We start from the raw sequence: 18513 nt of genomic DNA, 5'->3' as shown, positions 1-18513 counted from the left end.
ATTGCCTACTTGGAAATTTCCTGTGATGGTTTTTGTTTCTGTGCTAGTTGAGTTATCTATGCTAATATCATTTTTTACTATTACATTTGAAGCTTCTAGGTTAGTATTAGTTAAGCTTACATTACCTACTTCGTTTATATCACCTTTTATGGTTGAGTTTGTGATGATTACATCTTCTACTTCTTTACTACAACCTTCGTGTTCAAAACAAGTATTTCTATTGTCTTTTGTAATATTTCCATTAAGAGTAGAATTATCTATATAAACTTTTTGAGTTCCTTGGATATTTCCATTTAAAACTGAATTGTTTTTAAGATGAAGTTCGCCTGTTTCTACTGAACTATTAATAATTGAATTATCAATATTTAAAAAAGTGCCTATTTTATTAATTTTATAATATATAGCATTACTTGTAGAATTTAAATATTCTTGATTTAAAGTGGTAATCATAGGAGCAGTAATATTACTATCTTTAATATCTATAACTTTTGCATATATCATATTATTTGCATTATTGTTTGTAATTGTAGTTTTTGTAAAGCTAAGATAGTCAGTCATATACTTAATAAGTGATGAATTATTATGTATACCTATTCCTACTTCTTTTAAACTTGAATTTGATATATTTACTTTATTGTTTACTAAAGAATCTGCCGAATTCTTTCTCCAAGCATTAATACTATTATTTGACATTTTGAGATTATTAATATCCAATGTTACATCATTCTCTACAAAGAAACCAAAATTATATTCTTTATCTTTGAAATCTTCTTTACCATCGAATTTTAAAGATTGTTCGGCAATAACCAAACCTTTTTCGTAAATAATATCAGATAATACTTTTTTATTTTCATCATTTAAATAAATATTAGCACCCTTTAAGGTTCCGCTGACACTACTTAAACCATCAAAATAAATTTTTCCACCTATAAATTCGCTATTTGTTATTGTAGAATTTTTAAAATTTAAAGTACCACCTATAAATTCGCTATTTGTTATTGTAGAATTTTTAAAATTTAAAGTACCACCTTTAACAACTCCACTAAAATCTGATTTTTCAAAATCCAATGTCCCACCTGTTATAGTGCTAGTTATGTTTGAATTTGTGATATTAAAATTCCCTTTATCAATACCTACACCTGAAGTGGTATTATTTATCGTACTATCAGTAATATTTACAATATCAAGCCCTGCATCTGTATTTCCAAAATTAACATCAGTTAAAGTGCTTTTGTTTATAGTTAAGATTGAATTGTTTATATCTTTTGAATAACGATTAATAGCTGTATTAGTAAAATTACTATTGTTTATAGTAAGATTTACATTGTGGTCATTTGAATTATTACCTAAAGTTATATGATGTGCTGTATTGCCTATAACCGGATTGGTTCTACTAACAGCAATATTATTTAGCGTAACATTACCTGAAGTAGTAATTAAACCACTTGTATTTAAATTGATTTTACTATCAGTAGTTCCGCTAGCAGTTGAATTTACAATTTTTAAAGTACTGCTCGTAATATCAGCTTTTATAGTGCTATTTTTAATATCTGTAGTTCCACTAATAGTAGAGTTACTATTTATAATTGAGCCGTTTGTAGCAGTTAAATTACTTGCAGTTATACTTCCACTTATTTCTGAATTATCTAAAGTAAGATTACCATTATTAAGAGTAATAGTTGCATTAATTTTAGAATTATTATTAGCAGTTAAATTACTTGCACTTACATTTCCACTTAACTCAGAATTATCTAAAGTTACATTACCACTGCTAATAGTTGCATCAATTTTTGATTTGTTTGTAAAATTAAGCTCACCACTAATATTGCCATTAACTTGTGAGTTATCAAAAGTAGTTTTATAATTAAAATCACCATTATTTATAGTTGAGTTTAATATTGAAAAATTAGCGTCTTTTTGAGTATTATAACCATATTTTATATTATCAATAATAACTCCATCTAAAATAACATTACCATTACGAGCAGTAGTTGAACTAACTAGATTTATAGCAATATTCTTTAGACTTCCGCCTACCATTTTTACATTCGCATTATTATCAATAATCAAGCCATGAACACTATTATCGCCAATATTTACTTTAGCAATATTTACATTATTTAAAGTTAAATTTCCTTTAGTCCAAATTTGTCCATCTTTAAAATTTGTATTAATATCAATATTATTAATAATATTTTCAGAACTATTTCCTAAATAAATTTTACCTTTTGTATGAGTAATTTTAGTTGGAACTTTATATTTATCACTTGCAATGGTTGTATCTTTATCAATAGTATCTTTAGCATACGCTAAAGAATTTATAGCAGTGCTTGGAATAGTATCAGCAAGAGCTAAATTACCCCCCCCCACTAATATAAAAGTTATTAAAGATAATTTTATAGTTCTATTCATTTTCTCCCCTAAAAAATAAATGAAAAATGCTTTATTATAGTTAAAAATCAATATATAAAGGTTAATCAATTGCTAACAAAATGGGGGGGGGTATTTATAAAATTAAAAATATTTTTAAATATTTTATATAAATATATTCTAAGTTATATAAATATTTATAAGATTTAATAAAATAAACAAATTATTAAAATATATCTTTTTTAATATCAACTTACAATTTTAATTCCAACTAACCCTATTAATATAAGACTTAAAAACATAAGTTTTAAAAAGCTAATACTATCATTAAAAATCATAATCCCAATCAAAGCCGTTCCTAACCCACCAATACCAGTCCATACAATATAAGCTGTGCTGATAGGAATATTTTTTTGCGCTAAATATAAAAATAACCCACTAAGTCCCATTGATACTATAGAAAACACTATCCATATTTTTGAGCCATTACTAGCTAATTTAAAGCCAATAGGCCAACCAATCTCAAAAGCACCTGCTAAGATTAAGTATATCCAAGACATTAAAACTCCTTAAATACAAAATCTTAGCAAGAATATATTATGATTTAAATTCGCTTAATTTTTTATCTAATTCTTCGCTGATATTAGTTAATTGACTTGCAGCTTTTGCTATTTCTTCTACGCTTCTTGCATTTTCATTAGTGATTTTTGCAATTTGTGAAACTTCATTTAAAATATCTTCAATTTGTTTGCTAGCGTTGATATAATTATCCACGGTCTTATCACTACTAATTATTGCTTCTTTTAATTTTTGTTCCATATTTTTAATTAGCTCTTCGCTACCATTTGCAACATTTGTTAAATTACTAATTTGTTTAGAATTATCACTCATTTGCTCGCTTGCATCTTTAATACCTTGAACTATAACGCTTATTGTTGCATTTATTTCACTAAGGCTTTTTTGAGTTCTTTCTGCTAGGCTTCTTACTTCATCAGCTACTACGGCAAACCCACGCCCATGCTCTCCTGCTCTTGCTGCTTCAATTGCAGCATTTAGTGCAAGTAAGTTAGTCTGGTCTGCTACATCGTTAATTATTTCTAAAATAGATTTAACATTATCAGCATCACGACTTAATTGCTCAATCTTACTAGCTAAAGCACTTTCTATACTAGCACTTCTATCTATTTCATCTGTTAAAGAGCTAATTGTATTAATTGTTTCGTGAATACTATCAGTGCTACCCCTTAGCTCATTTTTACTATCATTAGCGCTATTTATACCTGATGATAAACTATCTTTGGTTAATTTACCTTCTTCAACAACATTTTCAACTATATTAAAGCTTTCTTCACTTCTTTTTCCTGTTTGCATACTAACACTACTAAGCTCGGCTGCTATTGTTTTGTTTTCATAAGATATTTGTTTTACTTCATTAATTAAAATCCTAATCTTACCAATAAAATCATTTATAGCTTTACTAGCACTTGCTATTTCATCTTTGCCTTTTATTTCTAAAAGTTTAGTTAAATCCCCATCTCCTTTAGATAAATCATAAGCTTTTTGGGTTAGTTCATTTAATGGTTTGCTAATCCAAATTCTAATAACAATCAGCCATAAAGCAAGAATAATAATACATAAAATAACTGCAAATACAGAATAGTTTAAAACAACTTCATTTTTCTTATCTAATACTTTTGCACTAATTTCTGCTATTTCTTCTTTAGCTTCTACTAAGTAAATTACGCTTATATATACATAATCATTGAAACTATCTTTTTCTACATAATACACCACATCTCTTTCTGGTCTTGCCTTATCAGCTTTCATATGGGTTGTTACAAATCCACCACCATTATTTGCTGTTTGAATTATTTCTTGTATATATAATTTACCATTAGAATCTTTTTTATTATAAGCATTTTCACCAATTCTATCTTTTAAATAGTGCATTACATATTCGCCTTTTTTATTAATTACAAATAAATTAACAGAGCGATTTTTTAAGTCTAATTCACTTAAAAATGTAAGAATATTTTTATTATAACTTTCTTGATTTTCACTTGTTGAATGAATTTTTTTAGACATTGAAGTAATTAAGCTAGTAATACTAACTGCTGTTTTTTTCGCATCATCAACACTCATATTGTCAAGAGCTTCTTGAGCGATATTGTCTAATTCATTCATACCTTTACTAGCTACTAAAATAGCACTTAAATTAATAATCAGTAATGAAACAAAAGCAAATAAAGTAATTTTGTAAGATAATTTCATATAGCTCCTTTAATATTTTAATAATTAAAATCGCTAATTCTATTTATGCTAAGTTAAAATAATGTTAAAAAATAGTAAATAAATTAATAAGAAATATATGTTAAAAATAAAAGCCCTTAGATAAACTAAGGGCTAGATAATTATTTTACAAATTCAATTGTAAATGTAGCGTCAGAATTTAAGTAACTATTGGCTTTTTTTGGATCAATTCTAAATCTTAAAGTATCTTTAAAATATTGATTACTTTCTACACTGCTTGGAATATTATATGTATCTCCACTAAATGTAGTTTTTGAATAATCACTAGTAAAGGTAAAATCACCCTTAGCTCCATTAAATAATTTTGTAAAATCTTTAATATTAGCGTTTGGAACTTTAACAAATTTATTATTATCATATTTAAACACCCCAGCGTTGTCATAATTGATAACTAATGATTTGTCTTTAGTTTCTTTTAAATCCTTAAAGAACATTCCTGTATAAGCAAATTCGTATGAATTTGTCAAGATATTAGGATATTTTAATGGTTTAGAGTTTTTAAATTTTACTTCAGCATTTGCTCCAGTTATTTTAAATACAGGGTCTAAATTAGGCTTAGTGCCTGTATTTTTTAAATAACCAATTTTGAAATTGATTTTACCAAAGTCTTTTGCATCAAAATTATTTTCATCATAATCACTTAATTTTGCACCCTGAAGTTCTACTAATTTTTCATCAAAAGTCTTATTTAGATTATTTATGCTAAACTCACCTATCTTGCTAGTTGCTGTAATATCTAATGTAGTATTACGTGGATCTACCTTTATAATCATTTTATTTAAATCAGGTACTTTACTGTAATCTAAAACCAATTTTAATTCTGCTTCATTATCGCTAAATTTTTTATAAAAATATTCATTAGCATTTTTGCTTGTGATTTGTAATGGGATAGTTAATCTTTCACTATCATTATCGCTAAATGGAACATAATTAACAAAATTTTTATTTGTTACATCTGGGATCTTTACATTTTCATTCTTGTCTTTTTCTAAGCCTAATGTCTCATCTGCTATAAAATTAACAGTAAGTTCATTACCTGGAGTTTGGCAGTTAATTTTACCATCTGAATTAATCTTATTAGCATTAGTAATATCTACAGCAACATTAGAATTTACGCATAAATCTTGCTCTAAATCTCCTATAGTAAATTTATTTTCAGAGAATGCTATTTGAGCGTCTGTTACTAAAGGAAACACGGTTTTTATATCAAAATTACCATTTGTTTTATTAAAATCAACAAATGTTCTACTAGCAGCTTTTGAGCCAACTTGATTTAATTGAACTGAGTTTTTATCTTCTAAATAGAATTTCTTAACACTACCTTTTGAATCACTTACTTTTAATTCTGCAACACTAATTCCAAATCTATCATCTTTTAAATCCGCAGTGAAAGTTACATTATTGTTTGGATATTTTTTATCTTCTTTACCTGCTTTTTTATCAAATGTATCAAGTGTGCCTACTTTATAAGTAATGCTATCTGGTCTAATTGAGAATGTATTTGAACTTCTATCGCCTAATACTGAACATTCTTCAAAAATGTTATCGTATTCTGCAATTTCGTATCTAAATTGATAATTTTGATTTACAGCTAATTTATCTTTTAAATGTAAAACCATTTTGTTATCAATTGGATAATAACCTTTACATTCTGTAGTTGATTTTGAAAGTTTTTGAGTTCCGTTATAAATATCTGCATTTAACTCATCAGAACCATTATAAAACTTAATGTATTGTTTATAAAGAACTTTAACATCTGGTTTTGTAAAGCCTAAATATATATCTTGACTACTTGTTCTTGTATAAATCTTATCAGCTACCTTTGTATTTGAAGCAATTTTATTATTTTCTAATATTTTAGTAGCATCAATATTATTATAAGCTGTTCCAAAATTAATACCATTTGGCATTTCACTATGACCTAAGATAATTTCTACACTACCCTTTGGAGCACCTTTTACAATATCAACACCTGAAGCTTGAAACATTGGTCTTTCATAAGTTCTTTTTACTTCTTGAATTTTGCAAGCACCACTTGTTGGACATACTTCTTCTCTATTTGTTTCGGTAATTTCTTCTACAATTTCTAAAGGTTTAAATGTGAATTTATAAACATTACCTTTTAATAAATCATTATCATCAATTTTAGCTAGTTTTTTGAATGTATCTTTTGTAAATTTTAATCCAAAACCAGTTATGTTTTCTTTCTGAACTAATTCATATTTAGTATTGGTTGAAATCACTTCTGTTTTAGAATCTACTGCACCATTCGCATCTGCCATTCTTTGCTTTGTTAATTCAAAACTTGTTAAATAATATTTAACTGAAATGTTATTTGCTTTTCTATCTTCAGCGTTAAATGGAGTTTTACTATTATTTAAAGCAATATATACATCATCTAAATTAGTAACTTTTAAAGGTTTGCTATCTTTTTTATCAGTTTGATTTGCTTCATTTGTTATTTGATAATAATTAGCATCAGGGATAAATTTAACAGCTAGATTTGATACTTGTGTAGTTACAACAGACCCTTTTCCTTGAGAATTATATTGTTTGTTAGTTACAAATGAAGGTCTAACATTTACACTGAAATTATAAGTATCATCATCTCCTAAAACAATACCTTTTCTAGTAGTGTTATTTTTGTGAATACTAAACACATAATTTTTTCTTACAATCTCCTTAGCATCATCTTTTCTAAAATCTTCTTGATTTAAATAATCAAAATAATTAGCTCTTGAATATTGTGATGAATAATGCTCTAAATCATAATTATAGCACTTGCTAACACCACCGGCATAATCATTCACACGATTGCCATTTTTATTATCATTATAATCTGATAGCAAATCACCATAATCAAAAGGTTTAATTTTTGAATTCTTTAAAATTATAGCTTCTAAAGCTCTGTCTTTAGCAAAAGTATTAGGATTATTGTTTAATTCTAAATATTTATTATAAACATCACAAACACCTAATACTACAGAGTTATTATAATTTTCATTAACAAAAATTAATTTATTAACGTCCCAAGAAGCAATACTATGAGTTGTTAAACTAACATTTGATAAACTAGAACAACCTTTCATTCCTTGAATATCACCTGCATTTGTTTTATCACCAACAACATTTGAGAAGTTTCTATATACCCAACCGTTGCTACCTGCAAACTCATTTTGGTCTAATAAATACACTAAATATTGACTATTAATAACAGTTGGACTACTTGAAACTATAACTCTACCTGTTGTATTTGCATGAAATTCTTTATAATATTCTTCTATAAACTTTTTCTTATCATTACCATCTAAATCTGATTTTAACTTAACATTAGTTGAAAATGTTTTACTAGATGAAAAATTTTGAACTTCAGGTGTTCTAAAACCAACTGCAGCATAATATGGGTCGTAATCAATATCATCTAAGCCTTTTTGAGAATTATTTATATAATTCAATTCTGCTTCAAAAACTTTTTTACATACTTCTTTGTCTGTATTTTTAATTTCATTTAATTTCTTTTTAATAACATTATCTCTATAGCTATTAACAAATTTTGTAGCTTCTTCATAAGGTGTATATTTAACAGCCATTTTATAAGCTGAATACATTCTAGCATCAAAATAGCTAACTCCACATTGTCTTAATGCTTCATATCTAACCTTTTCTGGGTTTTTAACAACATCGCCTTTTTGAGTTAAGATATTTATTAAATGGAAATAACTCGAATTTTCAGACAAAATTTTGTAAGTATCATCACTTATATCTGGGTTTGCAAAACATTGAACATAAAATTTATCGTTCATCTTTCTTAGCTTAGCACAATCGTTTAAGCCATCAACACTTCTGTTGCCAGGCACAGAATTAATACATTTATTTAAGTGATTACTATGCTGATTTGCATTATCAGTATCCACTATACCTATTTGTAATTCCACTCTATTCTCTGCATTTGCATAAGAAAAAGCCGATAATAATACTAATGAAAACACAATTTTCCTATTCATATTATTCTCCTTAAAAAATTAAAGTTCTAAATTATAATTTTTTTTATTAAATAATTATTGCACTTATGTGCATTTTTGAATATTTTTTACTTACTTTTAGGTCTAAATACCTTTGGTGCATTTTCGCTCTCATTTATATAACTTGCATTCATTAAGTCTAGGCAATATGGTATCGCAGGAAAAATAGGCTCTATACATTCACGAATTGCTTTTGGCTTACCTGGAAGATTAATTATTAGAGTTTTACCCCTTGTCCCTGCTAATTGACGGCTTAGGATTGCTGTTGGGACAATCTTAAGTGAGCTTGCACGCATTAATTCTCCAAAGCCTGGTAATTCACGCTCGATTGCTTTTTTTGTTGCTTCTGGTGTAACATCTCTTAAAGCTGGTCCTGTTCCACCTGTGGTAAATACCAAATCGCATTCAAATTCATCAGACATTTTAATAATCTCATTTGTAATCAACTCTTCTTCATCAGGGATTAATGAGTATTTAAAATCAATTTCATTTAATAAATATTCTTGCATAATTTTTCTAATCTCTGCTCCACTAATATCTTCATAAACTCCTGCACTTGCTCTATCTGAACTCGTAATTATCCCTATTTTTATAATATCCATTTTTATCCTTTAAAAAAATATTTCTTTATTTAAAAGCAATTCATTTGCTGTATTTTTAATCTCTTCTTCATAAGCTTTTAAATATTCTTTACATTCTTCTTCTAAAGATGATATTTCAAATTCCACATAAAATTTGCTTAATTCTTGTATTTTATCTCTATCTTTAGAAAAATTATTGTAATTTTCGCCTAAAAATAATTCATTTGCTAACATTCCTGATAAAAGAATTTTGATTTCGTTTTTTATTTCTGAAAATGATTTTATATGCTCGTTTGGATAAAAATACTCAAATGTAAATAAATTAGCATAAATTAAATTCGCATCACAAATCTTTGCCATAGTGATTTTACCTGCTTGATAAATAGCTTGAATATATTGCTCGTTTTCGCTTAATTCTAAATCTTCGCTAATGCCGTGCTTTATCACTAAAATCTCATTTATTATTTCTCTTTCGCTTAATCTATCTCTTAGCAACAATTCATTTTCTAAGCTTTTAAAAGAAGCCCCGCTAAAACCTTTTGAAATATAAGCTAAATAATCTAAATTAAAATCAGAACTTATTAAATCTTTTTTAATAAGTTGTTTAAAGAACTCTATTCTGTCGCTATAATTTGGTAAGGTAAAATGAATTTTTTTATCAAATCTTCTAAGTAAAGCCGTATCTAAAACATCAGCTCTATTTGTAGCAGCAATTACTAAGACATTTTTAAGCTCTGCAAAGCCGTCTATTTGAGTTAGCAATTCATTAAGTGTATTTTCACTATCGTTTGCTAAAGCATTGCCACGCTGCTTTCCAAGTGCGTCAATTTCATCAATAAATACTATACAAGGTGCTAATTTTTTAGCATTTGCAAACAATTCTCTAACCCTTTTTGCTCCAAGACCTACAAAAATTTCATTAAAACTACTTGCACTTTGGTATAAAAAATTAACTCCACACTCATTTGCTAAAGCTCTTGCTAACATAGTCTTACCTACTCCACTAGCACCTGTTAACAAAACTCCTTTTATTAAGCAAGGATTGTTGGTTTTAAAAATAGAGCTTAATTTTCTTAATTCTTCCTTGGCTTTAAACTGACCTATAACATCATTAAAATTACTATCTGTTTTGATAACAAATCTAAATTCAGGTTTTAAGACATTATTAATTGGATGATTTGATATACCTTGCTTTGTGCTAAGATTTCTTAAGTATATTAGATAATAAATAAAAATTATTATCATAATAAAAACTAAAATTATTGAATAATCAAATTCTGTTTTATTTTCTACGCTTTTGTATTTTAAGATTTTTTTGATTATTTCTTCATCAGCTAGAATTTTATAATCTTTATCATTTATTGAAAAATAAAGCATATTTTCATAAATGTAAGCGTTTGAAATATTTTTTAATTCTAATGATGAAAACTCATTTAAAGATATATTTTGCTCTTTTTTACTTAGCGAAAATATTCCTAAAGCTATAATTGCAAGAATTATGCAAGCGATTATTATTTTGATATTTTTAGTAAATGGCTTTATTTTTGTCAATTTCTACCTCGTAATCTTTAATATTTATCCAAGTTTTTAATAAGTCTTTATCTGATTTGATTTTAATTAGATTAAAATATTGGTCGTATCCTTGATAATAGCCGTCTTTAAACTGCTCTACTAATACTATTAAATCTTTTTGATTTTTTCTAAATTCATAATTTTTTAATCTAGTAATTTCTTTAATCTCATTTAATCTTTGCTTTGAGATATTTTTATCAACTTCGCCTAAAGTCTTTGCTAATTCTACGCTTTTTGTCCCGTCTCTTTTAGAATACACAAAAGCGTGAAGATGAGTTATAGGGAATTTCTTAAAATTATTAATAGCATCAGCCCATATTTCATCGCTCTCACCTGGATGACCTACTATATAATCAGTGCCTAAGGCATAACCTTTATTAGCTAAATATTCAAATAATTCTAAGTCTTTATAAGCTTTATTTCTTCTTTGCATTAGTTTTAGCATTTTTTCATTTGTGTGTTGTAAGGCTATGTGAAGATGTTTTTCAATAAAATCTTCGTCTAATAATTCTTTAAACTCATCATCAATTTGAACCGGCTCAATGCTACCTAAACGAACTCTTTTAATCCCATTTATTTTGCTAATTTCTTTAAGCAATTTTGCTAAAGATAGATTTAAATCTTTTCCGTAACTACCTATATTTGTGCCTGTTAAAACTACTTCTTTATAACCATTATTAGCTAAGGTTTTTATCTGATTTATAATTTGCTCTAATTTTAGGCTTCTAGCCCCGCCCCTTACACTAGGAATAATACAATAAGAACAAGCAAAATCGCAGCCTTCTTGGATTTTAACAAATGCTTTTGTGTGGTTTTCGTAATTGCTTACTATTTTTTCATCTATGAAATTTAAATTTCCTAAATCAAATTCCTTTGGATTTAGTATAAACTTATTTATATTTGATTTTAAAGACGCACCCATTACACCATCAACTATTTTGCTATCATATAAGCTTTTGCCAATACTTGCTGCAGCACAACCTGTTAAGATGAATTTAGTATTTGGATTATGATTTTTAATATGTCTTATATATTGCTTTAAGCCTAAATCAGCTTGATTAGTAACCGTGCAAGAATTGATTACTATCATATCAGCTTGCAATTCATCATTTATTATTTCATTATCTTTTATATAGCTTTTGATTAGTTCGCTATCGTAAATATTGGTTCTACAACCAAAAGTTTTAATATATATTTTCATTATTATCCTTTAAAAATGGCTGATTATTTCTTTTATCCATATAAATAGTTTGTGATGGGAAAGCTAATTTTATATCATCACTTGCTTTTAATCTTTTAATAATTTCTTCACTTACTATTGAACGCATTTTAAGAGCTTCTCTTGAATTTGTCATATACCAAATAGATATTTTAATCCCGTATTGCTCTAGCATTACGAATAGTTTCGGGTCTGTTCCTGAATTTTTCATTTGATAATGATTTCTCATTTTTTGAATTGCTTTTTTTGCACTATCGCTGAATGCTTGAGTATGAGAACTAGCTGATTCTAAAATTATTTGTTTTGCCTTTTCAAGATTGCTTGAAAAATCTATTACTATATCTATTCCATCCCAAACGGTTTTCATATAAGAATAATTATAATTTGATATTAATTCTGTGAAAATATAGTGATTTGGTATGTAAATAATTCTTCCAGCACGACGATTTGTCAAAAAAGTAGTATATGTAACATCTTCGTATATAGTCATCTTAAGTAAAGAAATATCAATAATATCTCCTACATAAGTAACTCCATTTTTACTAACCTTTACCCTATCACCTACATGAAAGCCACCACCAAATTGTAAAGTGGCCCAACCAAGTAAGCTCATAAACATATCTTTCATAGCAATAGCAAGACCAGCTGATGCAAATCCTAATACACTTACTAAATAGCTTATATTTTCAACAAAATAAAATATAGAAAACATAGAAACAATAATAAAAGTAAAAATATTTAAAATCTTGAAAGAAGTATAAACTTTATCTTTATCATCAACATATTTTCTAAGCATCAAACCTAATAAATACCTAGCAATAAATATACAAATAATAATTGCTATAAAAAATATAGCACTATCATATTGCTTTTTTATATCGTTATTTATAAGCTTAATTGTGTTATTTGCCTTAACTTTAAATATCTCAAAAGCATTTGTGATATTTTCTAAAGCGCTTTTATAATCATTTAATTCTTTTATAGAATATACTAATTCTTGACTTAAATTCTCACTTGGCTCAATGTCATATAGTTCTTGTAAAAGCTTTGTTTTCTTATCTATTTTAGATACTAATGTAGTAAAATCTTTTAATTTTATTTCATATTCTTTTTTCTCATTAGCTAATTCTTTACGCTCTGATAAACCTTCAATAACTAAATAAATATTTGAAATCTTTTTATATTCAGTAGGCTCACTTGGTAGATTTAAATACTTTACTACGCTGTAGCTTTCATAATCTTTTAATACACTTAGTTTATCTTCAAGTGATTTTATGGTATTTTCTAATTGTTCTTTTTGAGTTTTTTTAGCTTTTAATAAATTTTCATTTGCTTCTTTTAATTCATTTTTTAATCTTAAATATTCTTGATAATTTTTATAATTTTTTATAGTGATATTGTCTTTTAATTCATTATTTATAATATGCAATTTTTCTTTGACAGAATACACGCCCTCAAGGTTTTTTGTAAATTCTTCTGTATTTTCTGCATAAATAAAAGTTACAAAAACAAAAAAAGCTAATAAAAATCTCATTCAAATTCCCTTAAAACTTTTAATATTTCATCTTTTGAAATATCATTTTTAATAATGCTTAAATCTTCTTTGCTAGGTAAAATAAAATTGATTTTTCCACTTAGAGTTTTTTTGTCTTGGAAAAATCCTTCATAGAATTTAGAAGATGAATTGATTTTATAAAATGTAGGTAGATTAAAATTCTTTAAAGTATTTAAAATACTTATTTCAAATTCTTTTGAAATTAAACCTAAATTACAAGCCAATTTATTAGCCATAACCATACCAATAGCAACAGCTTCTCCGTGTAAATAGCCTTTATAATTCGTCTCATTTTCTATAACATGAGCAAAAGTATGACCATAATTTAGTTTCATTCTAAGATTATCTTCAAACTCATCATTTATTACCACATTTGCTTTAATTTTTATTGATTTTTCTACAAATTCTAAGATATTATCAAAAATATCATCAAAACTTAATTTGCTTAATTTATTATAAAAATCCAAATCAAAACAAACAGCCATTTTAATAACTTCAGCCATAGCAGCACTTAATTCAGCCTTTTTTAAAGTCTTAAAATAATTTGTGAAAATATAAACAGCACTAGGTTGCTTGAATGTGCCTATTAGATTTTTGCCATAAGCATTGTTTATGCCTGTTTTACCACCTACTGCTGCATCAACACTAGCAAGTAAGGTTGTAGCTATATTTATATGTTTTATTCCACGCTTATAAATACTAGCTACAAAGCCACCAATATCGCTAATTACCCCACCGCCAAGATTAATTAGCAAATCACTTCTACTAATTTCAGCCTTAAATAATTCTTCTAAAATATAATTAACGCTTTCTTGATTTTTGTATTCTTCTCCATCTGGTATAACTATTATCGCTTTTGGTTGTTTTCCTATTTTTTGTAAAACATCATTTAAGTATAGTTTTTCTAAAGTTGTATTAGTTAAAATTACATAATCTTTATTTATTTTTAATTCTTCATCTATATAAACTTTATATGCTTTATCTTTTAAATCAATATCTATTACCATAACCTCACCTTATTACATCATAATTTTTTGGAATACTATATTTAAAAATATCATCGTTTATTTTTAAATTAATTTTTGAATTTATAAAATCTATGCTTACTTGATTATCTAATTCATCTTTATAACTTATATTTGTTAAAAGATTATTAAGCACTTTTACATAATAAATTATATTATCATACTTAGCTTTATAGATTACAAAATCTTCTTTTTTTTCATATAAAGAAACATTTTTTAAAATATTTGCTAAATCAATTTGTTCTTTACTAATAATTACTTGTTCTAAGTCATCATCAATTATTACAACTTCATTTTTAGTAATATAAACTTTTTTTTCATCAGGGTTTAAGTATTGCCATAAACTTTTTTCATTTTGATAATAAAATTTACCTTCATATATTAAAGTTTTATTACTCAAATCAACTACTTTTTGAATAAAATCAGCTTCAAAACTATTGTAATTTATATTATCAATTTTAAATGCAAAAGCAAAAATTCCACAAATACAAAGCAAAAAGATTTTTTTAATAATCATTTAAATACCTTTTAAATATCCTTTTATTTATTTTAACAAATATAATTATATTCAAAAATCAAAACCAAGAGGTAAATTTAAATGTTTAAAAGTATAGCAAAATGTATATTTGGAACTCGTAATGATAGACTTCTTAAAGCCTACAAAAAAAGAGTATTAAAAATAAATTCTTTAGAAGAAAAATATCAAAAATTAAATGATGAAGAAATTAAAAGCGAATTTCAAAACCTACAAAATAAAGTGCTTGAAGACAATAATAATTTAGATTTAGTTTTAGAAGATGTATTTGCAATAGTAAGAGAAGTTAGCAAAAGAACGCTTGGAATGAGACATTATGATGTGCAATTAATAGGCGGTATGGTTTTAAATGATAAAAGCATAGCAGAAATGAAAACAGGAGAAGGAAAAACCTTAGTAGCAACCTTACCTGTGGTATTAAACGCAATGACAAAAAAAGGCGTTCATGTAGTAACAACAAATGATTATCTAGCAGCAAGAGATGCTAATGAGATGAGTGCTATATATAATTTTCTTGGTTTTAGTGTTGGTATTTTAGTAGGAAACGACCATAGAAATAGAAAAGCTGTTTATGCGTGTGATATTGTTTATGGAACTAATAGTGAATTTGGTTTTGATTATTTAAGAGATAATATGTGCTTTGATGCTGAAGATAAAGTTCAAAGGGGACATTATTTTGTAATAGTTGATGAAGTTGATAGTATTTTAATAGATGAAGCTAGAACTCCATTGATAATTTCAGGGCCAACCAATAGAACATTAGATGGCTATATAAGAGCTAATGAAGTAGCTAAGCAAATGGTTCGCGGAGTTGCACCAGATGATCCTAAAGAAAAACCTAGTGGAGATTTTATAGCAGATGAGAAAAATAGAACTATTTTAATTACAGAGCAAGGAATTTCAAAAGCAGAAAAACTATTTGGAGTTGATAATTTATATAGTCTTGATAATGCTATTTTAGCTCATCAATTAGACCAAGCTTTAAAGGCTAATAATTTATTTTTAAAAGATACTCATTATGTTGTTAAAGATGGCGAAGTAATGATTGTAGATGAATTCACAGGTCGTATTAGCGAAGGAAGACGCTTTAGCGAAGGCTTACATCAAGCACTTGAAGCTAAAGAAGGGGTTAAAATCCAAGAAGAAAGTCAAACTTTAGCAGATATTACCTACCAAAATTACTTTAGAATGTATGAAAAACTTGCTGGTATGACAGGAACAGCACAAACTGAAGCAACTGAGTTTTCTCAAATATACAACCTTGATGTAATTACAATCCCAACTAATGTGCCTGTAATTAGAAAAGATTTAGATGATTTAATTTATAAAACTCAAGATGAGAAATTTAAAGCCGTAGTTGATGAAATAAAAAAAGCTAACGCAAAAGGACAACCTGTATTAGTTGGAACTGCAAGTATTGAAAAAAGCGAGCTTTTACACGAGTATTTAAAAAAGGCAAAAATAGCTCACAATGTATTAAATGCTAAAAATCACGCTCACGAAGCTGAAATAATCAAAGATGCAGGTAAAAAAGGAGCAGTTACTATTGCAACTAATATGGCTGGTCGTGGTGTTGATATAAAAATTACTGATGAGATTAGAGAATTAGGTGGCTTATATATAATAGGAACTGAAAGACACGAAAGCCGTAGAATTGATAATCAATTGCGTGGTCGTGCTGGAAGACAAGGTGATCCTGGTGTTAGTAGATTTTATTTAAGTCTTGAAGATAATTTATTAAGAATTTTTGGTGGAGATAAGCTAAAAGCAATTTTTACTAGATTAAAAATCGCTGAAGGTGAAAGCATAGAAAGCTCACTTGTAACTCGTGCAGTAGCAAGTGCTCAAAAAAAGGTAGAAAATCTTCATTTTGAAAGTAGAAAACATATACTTGAATATGATGATGTAGCAAACGAACAAAGAAAAACTATATATAAATATAGAAATGAATTGCTAGATACAAATTATGATATTGAGACAAAAGTTGAGCAAAACATAGCTGAATATGTGGATTATTTAATTCATAACTTAAATGATTTAAGTGCTGAAAATTTAGTAGAATTATTCAAAAATGAAATTAATTTAGATCTAGATTTAGAATTATTAAAAACTTTAAACACAGAAGAAAGCAGAAGTGTTATTATTGATGCAATAACTACTATGTTAAAAGTTAAATTTAGCATAGTTCCTGATAGTGAAAAGGAAAGAATTGAAAAATTATTATATCTACAAGTTTTAGATGGTGCTTGGAGAGAGCATTTGTATCAAATGGATATTTTAAAAACAGGTATTGGTCTTCGTGGATATAATCAAAAAGACCCATTAGTAGAATATAAAAGAGAAAGTTATAATTTATTTATGGAGCTAGTTGAAAGAATTAAAAGTGAAAGTATAAAAGTATTACTAATAATTCAACTAAGAATGCCTGAAACTAATGAAGAAATTCAAGAAATTGAAAAACCTATCAAAAAGCAATCAAGAAATGAACCTTGTGCTTGTGGTAGTGGTAAGAAATATAAAGATTGTTGTGGCAAAAGTGGGCCACAAAAAGGCGTATTTGCTTGAAATTCTTTATAATTAATCTTGAGCAAGATATAGAAAAAAGACAAAAAATAACAGCCCTTTGCGAAAGCTTAGGGCTTAATTATGAAATAATTAAAGCTGTATATGGCAAAGCGTTGAGTGAAGATGAAATAAAAAAAAATACCTATCCTAAAGAAGAACAATTAAAATTATTCAAAAGAACTTTAAGCCTTGGAGAAATAGGCTGCGCTATGAGTCATAGATTATGTTATCAAAAAATTATAGAACAAAATCTAGAAGATGCAATTATTTTAGAAGATGATGCAGTATTTGATGAAAATTTATTAGAATTTTTAAAATATAAAAATGAATTTCCTAAAGATTTAGAACTTTTATTATTAGGTCATTATAAGCAAATGTATTACGATGATGGTTTTATGATAAATAGTCCTTTTTATAAATATTTTAATATTCAGATAAAAAAATGGAATATTAAAAGAATTGTTGGTGGTGGTAATGGAACCCATGGTTATTATATTACCAAAAAAGGTGCAAAAAAACTATTAAACTTAATGAATAAAATATATATTCCAGCAGATTGGTATACAAATAATGATAGACATACAAATTTATATGCTTTGTATCCTACATTAATTAATCCAGATTTAGCAGAAACAAGTTCTACACAAGTAAATCCAATTAATAAAAAACGCTCAAAAATTAGTAAATATTTTAAATTATTGAAAAATAAAATACAATTTTTTATCCCGTCTTTAAAAAAGCCAAGAGATTATGTTTAGC

Annotated in this window: 10 protein-coding genes and 3 pseudogenes; 2 read left to right on the top strand and 11 right to left on the bottom strand. The window is 26.7% G+C overall.

All coding sequences use genetic code 11. The features are described from left to right. From AVBRAN12654_RS06700 to lolA, 11 genes and pseudogenes are all read right to left on the bottom strand, one after another. Nucleotides 1-2412, bottom strand: a pseudogene (locus tag AVBRAN12654_RS06700) (hypothetical protein); the annotation flags it as partial. Nucleotides 2413-2618: 206 nt separating this feature from the next. After that, on the bottom strand, nucleotides 2619-2930 hold the full coding sequence (locus AVBRAN12654_RS06695; RefSeq protein WP_214150360.1) for a DMT family transporter: 312 nt from the start codon (nucleotides 2928-2930) through the stop codon (nucleotides 2619-2621). 37 nt (nucleotides 2931-2967) lie between these two features. Then, nucleotides 2968-3462: pseudogene (locus tag AVBRAN12654_RS09580) on the bottom strand (methyl-accepting chemotaxis protein); the annotation flags it as partial. 363 nt (nucleotides 3463-3825) lie between these two features. Then, nucleotides 3826-4512 (bottom strand): annotated as a pseudogene (locus AVBRAN12654_RS09575) (cache domain-containing protein); the annotation flags it as partial. Nucleotides 4513-4781: 269 nt separating this feature from the next. After that, complete coding sequence (locus tag AVBRAN12654_RS06685) at nucleotides 4782-8684, bottom strand: hypothetical protein (RefSeq protein WP_336614183.1); 3903 nt, start codon at nucleotides 8682-8684, stop codon at nucleotides 4782-4784. Nucleotides 8685-8770: 86 nt separating this feature from the next. Then, nucleotides 8771-9304: a molybdopterin adenylyltransferase gene (gene mog, locus AVBRAN12654_RS06680; RefSeq protein ID WP_214150363.1), complete on the bottom strand. Its 534-nt coding sequence runs from the start codon at nucleotides 9302-9304 to the stop codon at nucleotides 8771-8773. Between the two features lie 9 nt (nucleotides 9305-9313). Then, nucleotides 9314-10834 carry an AAA family ATPase gene (locus AVBRAN12654_RS06675; RefSeq protein WP_336612800.1) on the bottom strand — a complete coding sequence of 507 codons (1521 nt, stop codon included), beginning with the start codon at nucleotides 10832-10834 and terminating at the stop codon, nucleotides 9314-9316. Then, on the bottom strand, nucleotides 10809-12056 hold the full coding sequence (mtaB, locus tag AVBRAN12654_RS06670) for a tRNA (N(6)-L-threonylcarbamoyladenosine(37)-C(2))-methylthiotransferase MtaB (RefSeq protein ID WP_214118410.1): 1248 nt from the start codon (nucleotides 12054-12056) through the stop codon (nucleotides 10809-10811). Before mtaB ends, AVBRAN12654_RS06675 begins: the two co-directional genes overlap by 26 nt. Then, nucleotides 12040-13608, bottom strand: a complete 1569-nt coding sequence (locus AVBRAN12654_RS06665; RefSeq protein WP_214118407.1) for a mechanosensitive ion channel domain-containing protein — start codon at nucleotides 13606-13608, stop codon at nucleotides 12040-12042. Before AVBRAN12654_RS06665 ends, mtaB begins: the two co-directional genes overlap by 17 nt. Next, nucleotides 13605-14636: a 3-dehydroquinate synthase gene (aroB, locus tag AVBRAN12654_RS06660; protein ID WP_214118405.1), complete on the bottom strand. Its 1032-nt coding sequence runs from the start codon at nucleotides 14634-14636 to the stop codon at nucleotides 13605-13607. Before aroB ends, AVBRAN12654_RS06665 begins: the two co-directional genes overlap by 4 nt. A gap of 4 nt (nucleotides 14637-14640) precedes the next feature. Beyond that, entirely contained in the window at nucleotides 14641-15171 is a 531-nt protein-coding gene (gene lolA / locus AVBRAN12654_RS06655; protein ID WP_214118404.1) for a LolA-like outer membrane lipoprotein chaperone, read from the bottom strand. A gap of 81 nt (nucleotides 15172-15252) precedes the next feature. On the opposite strand from lolA, the gene secA reads away from it, so the two are divergent. Both secA and AVBRAN12654_RS06645 read left to right on the top strand, forming a co-directional pair. Then, nucleotides 15253-17754, top strand: coding sequence for a preprotein translocase subunit SecA (gene secA / locus AVBRAN12654_RS06650; RefSeq protein ID WP_336614182.1), 2502 nt, complete (start codon nucleotides 15253-15255; stop codon nucleotides 17752-17754). Beyond that, on the top strand, nucleotides 17751-18512 hold the full coding sequence (locus tag AVBRAN12654_RS06645; RefSeq protein WP_336614181.1) for a glycosyltransferase family 25 protein: 762 nt from the start codon (nucleotides 17751-17753) through the stop codon (nucleotides 18510-18512). The genes secA and AVBRAN12654_RS06645 overlap by 4 nt, the downstream gene beginning before the upstream one ends. Nucleotide 18513 lies beyond the last annotated feature (1 nt).

The sequence above is a fragment of the Campylobacter sp. RM12654 genome, assembly GCF_020137585.1.
Classification (GTDB): domain Bacteria; phylum Campylobacterota; class Campylobacteria; order Campylobacterales; family Campylobacteraceae; genus Campylobacter_E.
The sequence above is the reverse complement of the archived record's forward strand: the minus strand, read 5'-3'. Positions and strand labels throughout refer to the sequence as shown.

What these genes read in the sequence shown, in the direction of transcription:
- mtaB (WP_214118410.1), bottom strand. Translation starts at nt 12,056, where the DNA reads ATGAAAATATATATTAAAACTTTTGGTTGTAGAACCAATATTTACGAT.
- lolA (WP_214118404.1), bottom strand. Translation starts at nt 15,171, where the DNA reads ATGATTATTAAAAAAATCTTTTTGCTTTGTATTTGTGGAATTTTTGCT.
- AVBRAN12654_RS06665 (WP_214118407.1), bottom strand. Translation starts at nt 13,608, where the DNA reads ATGAGATTTTTATTAGCTTTTTTTGTTTTTGTAACTTTTATTTATGCA.
- aroB (WP_214118405.1), bottom strand. Translation starts at nt 14,636, where the DNA reads ATGGTAATAGATATTGATTTAAAAGATAAAGCATATAAAGTTTATATA.
- AVBRAN12654_RS06695 (WP_214150360.1), bottom strand. Translation starts at nt 2,930, where the DNA reads ATGTCTTGGATATACTTAATCTTAGCAGGTGCTTTTGAGATTGGTTGG.
- secA (WP_336614182.1), top strand. Translation starts at nt 15,253, where the DNA reads ATGTTTAAAAGTATAGCAAAATGTATATTTGGAACTCGTAATGATAGA.
- mog (WP_214150363.1), bottom strand. Translation starts at nt 9,304, where the DNA reads ATGGATATTATAAAAATAGGGATAATTACGAGTTCAGATAGAGCAAGT.
- AVBRAN12654_RS06685 (WP_336614183.1), bottom strand. Translation starts at nt 8,684, where the DNA reads ATGAATAGGAAAATTGTGTTTTCATTAGTATTATTATCGGCTTTTTCT.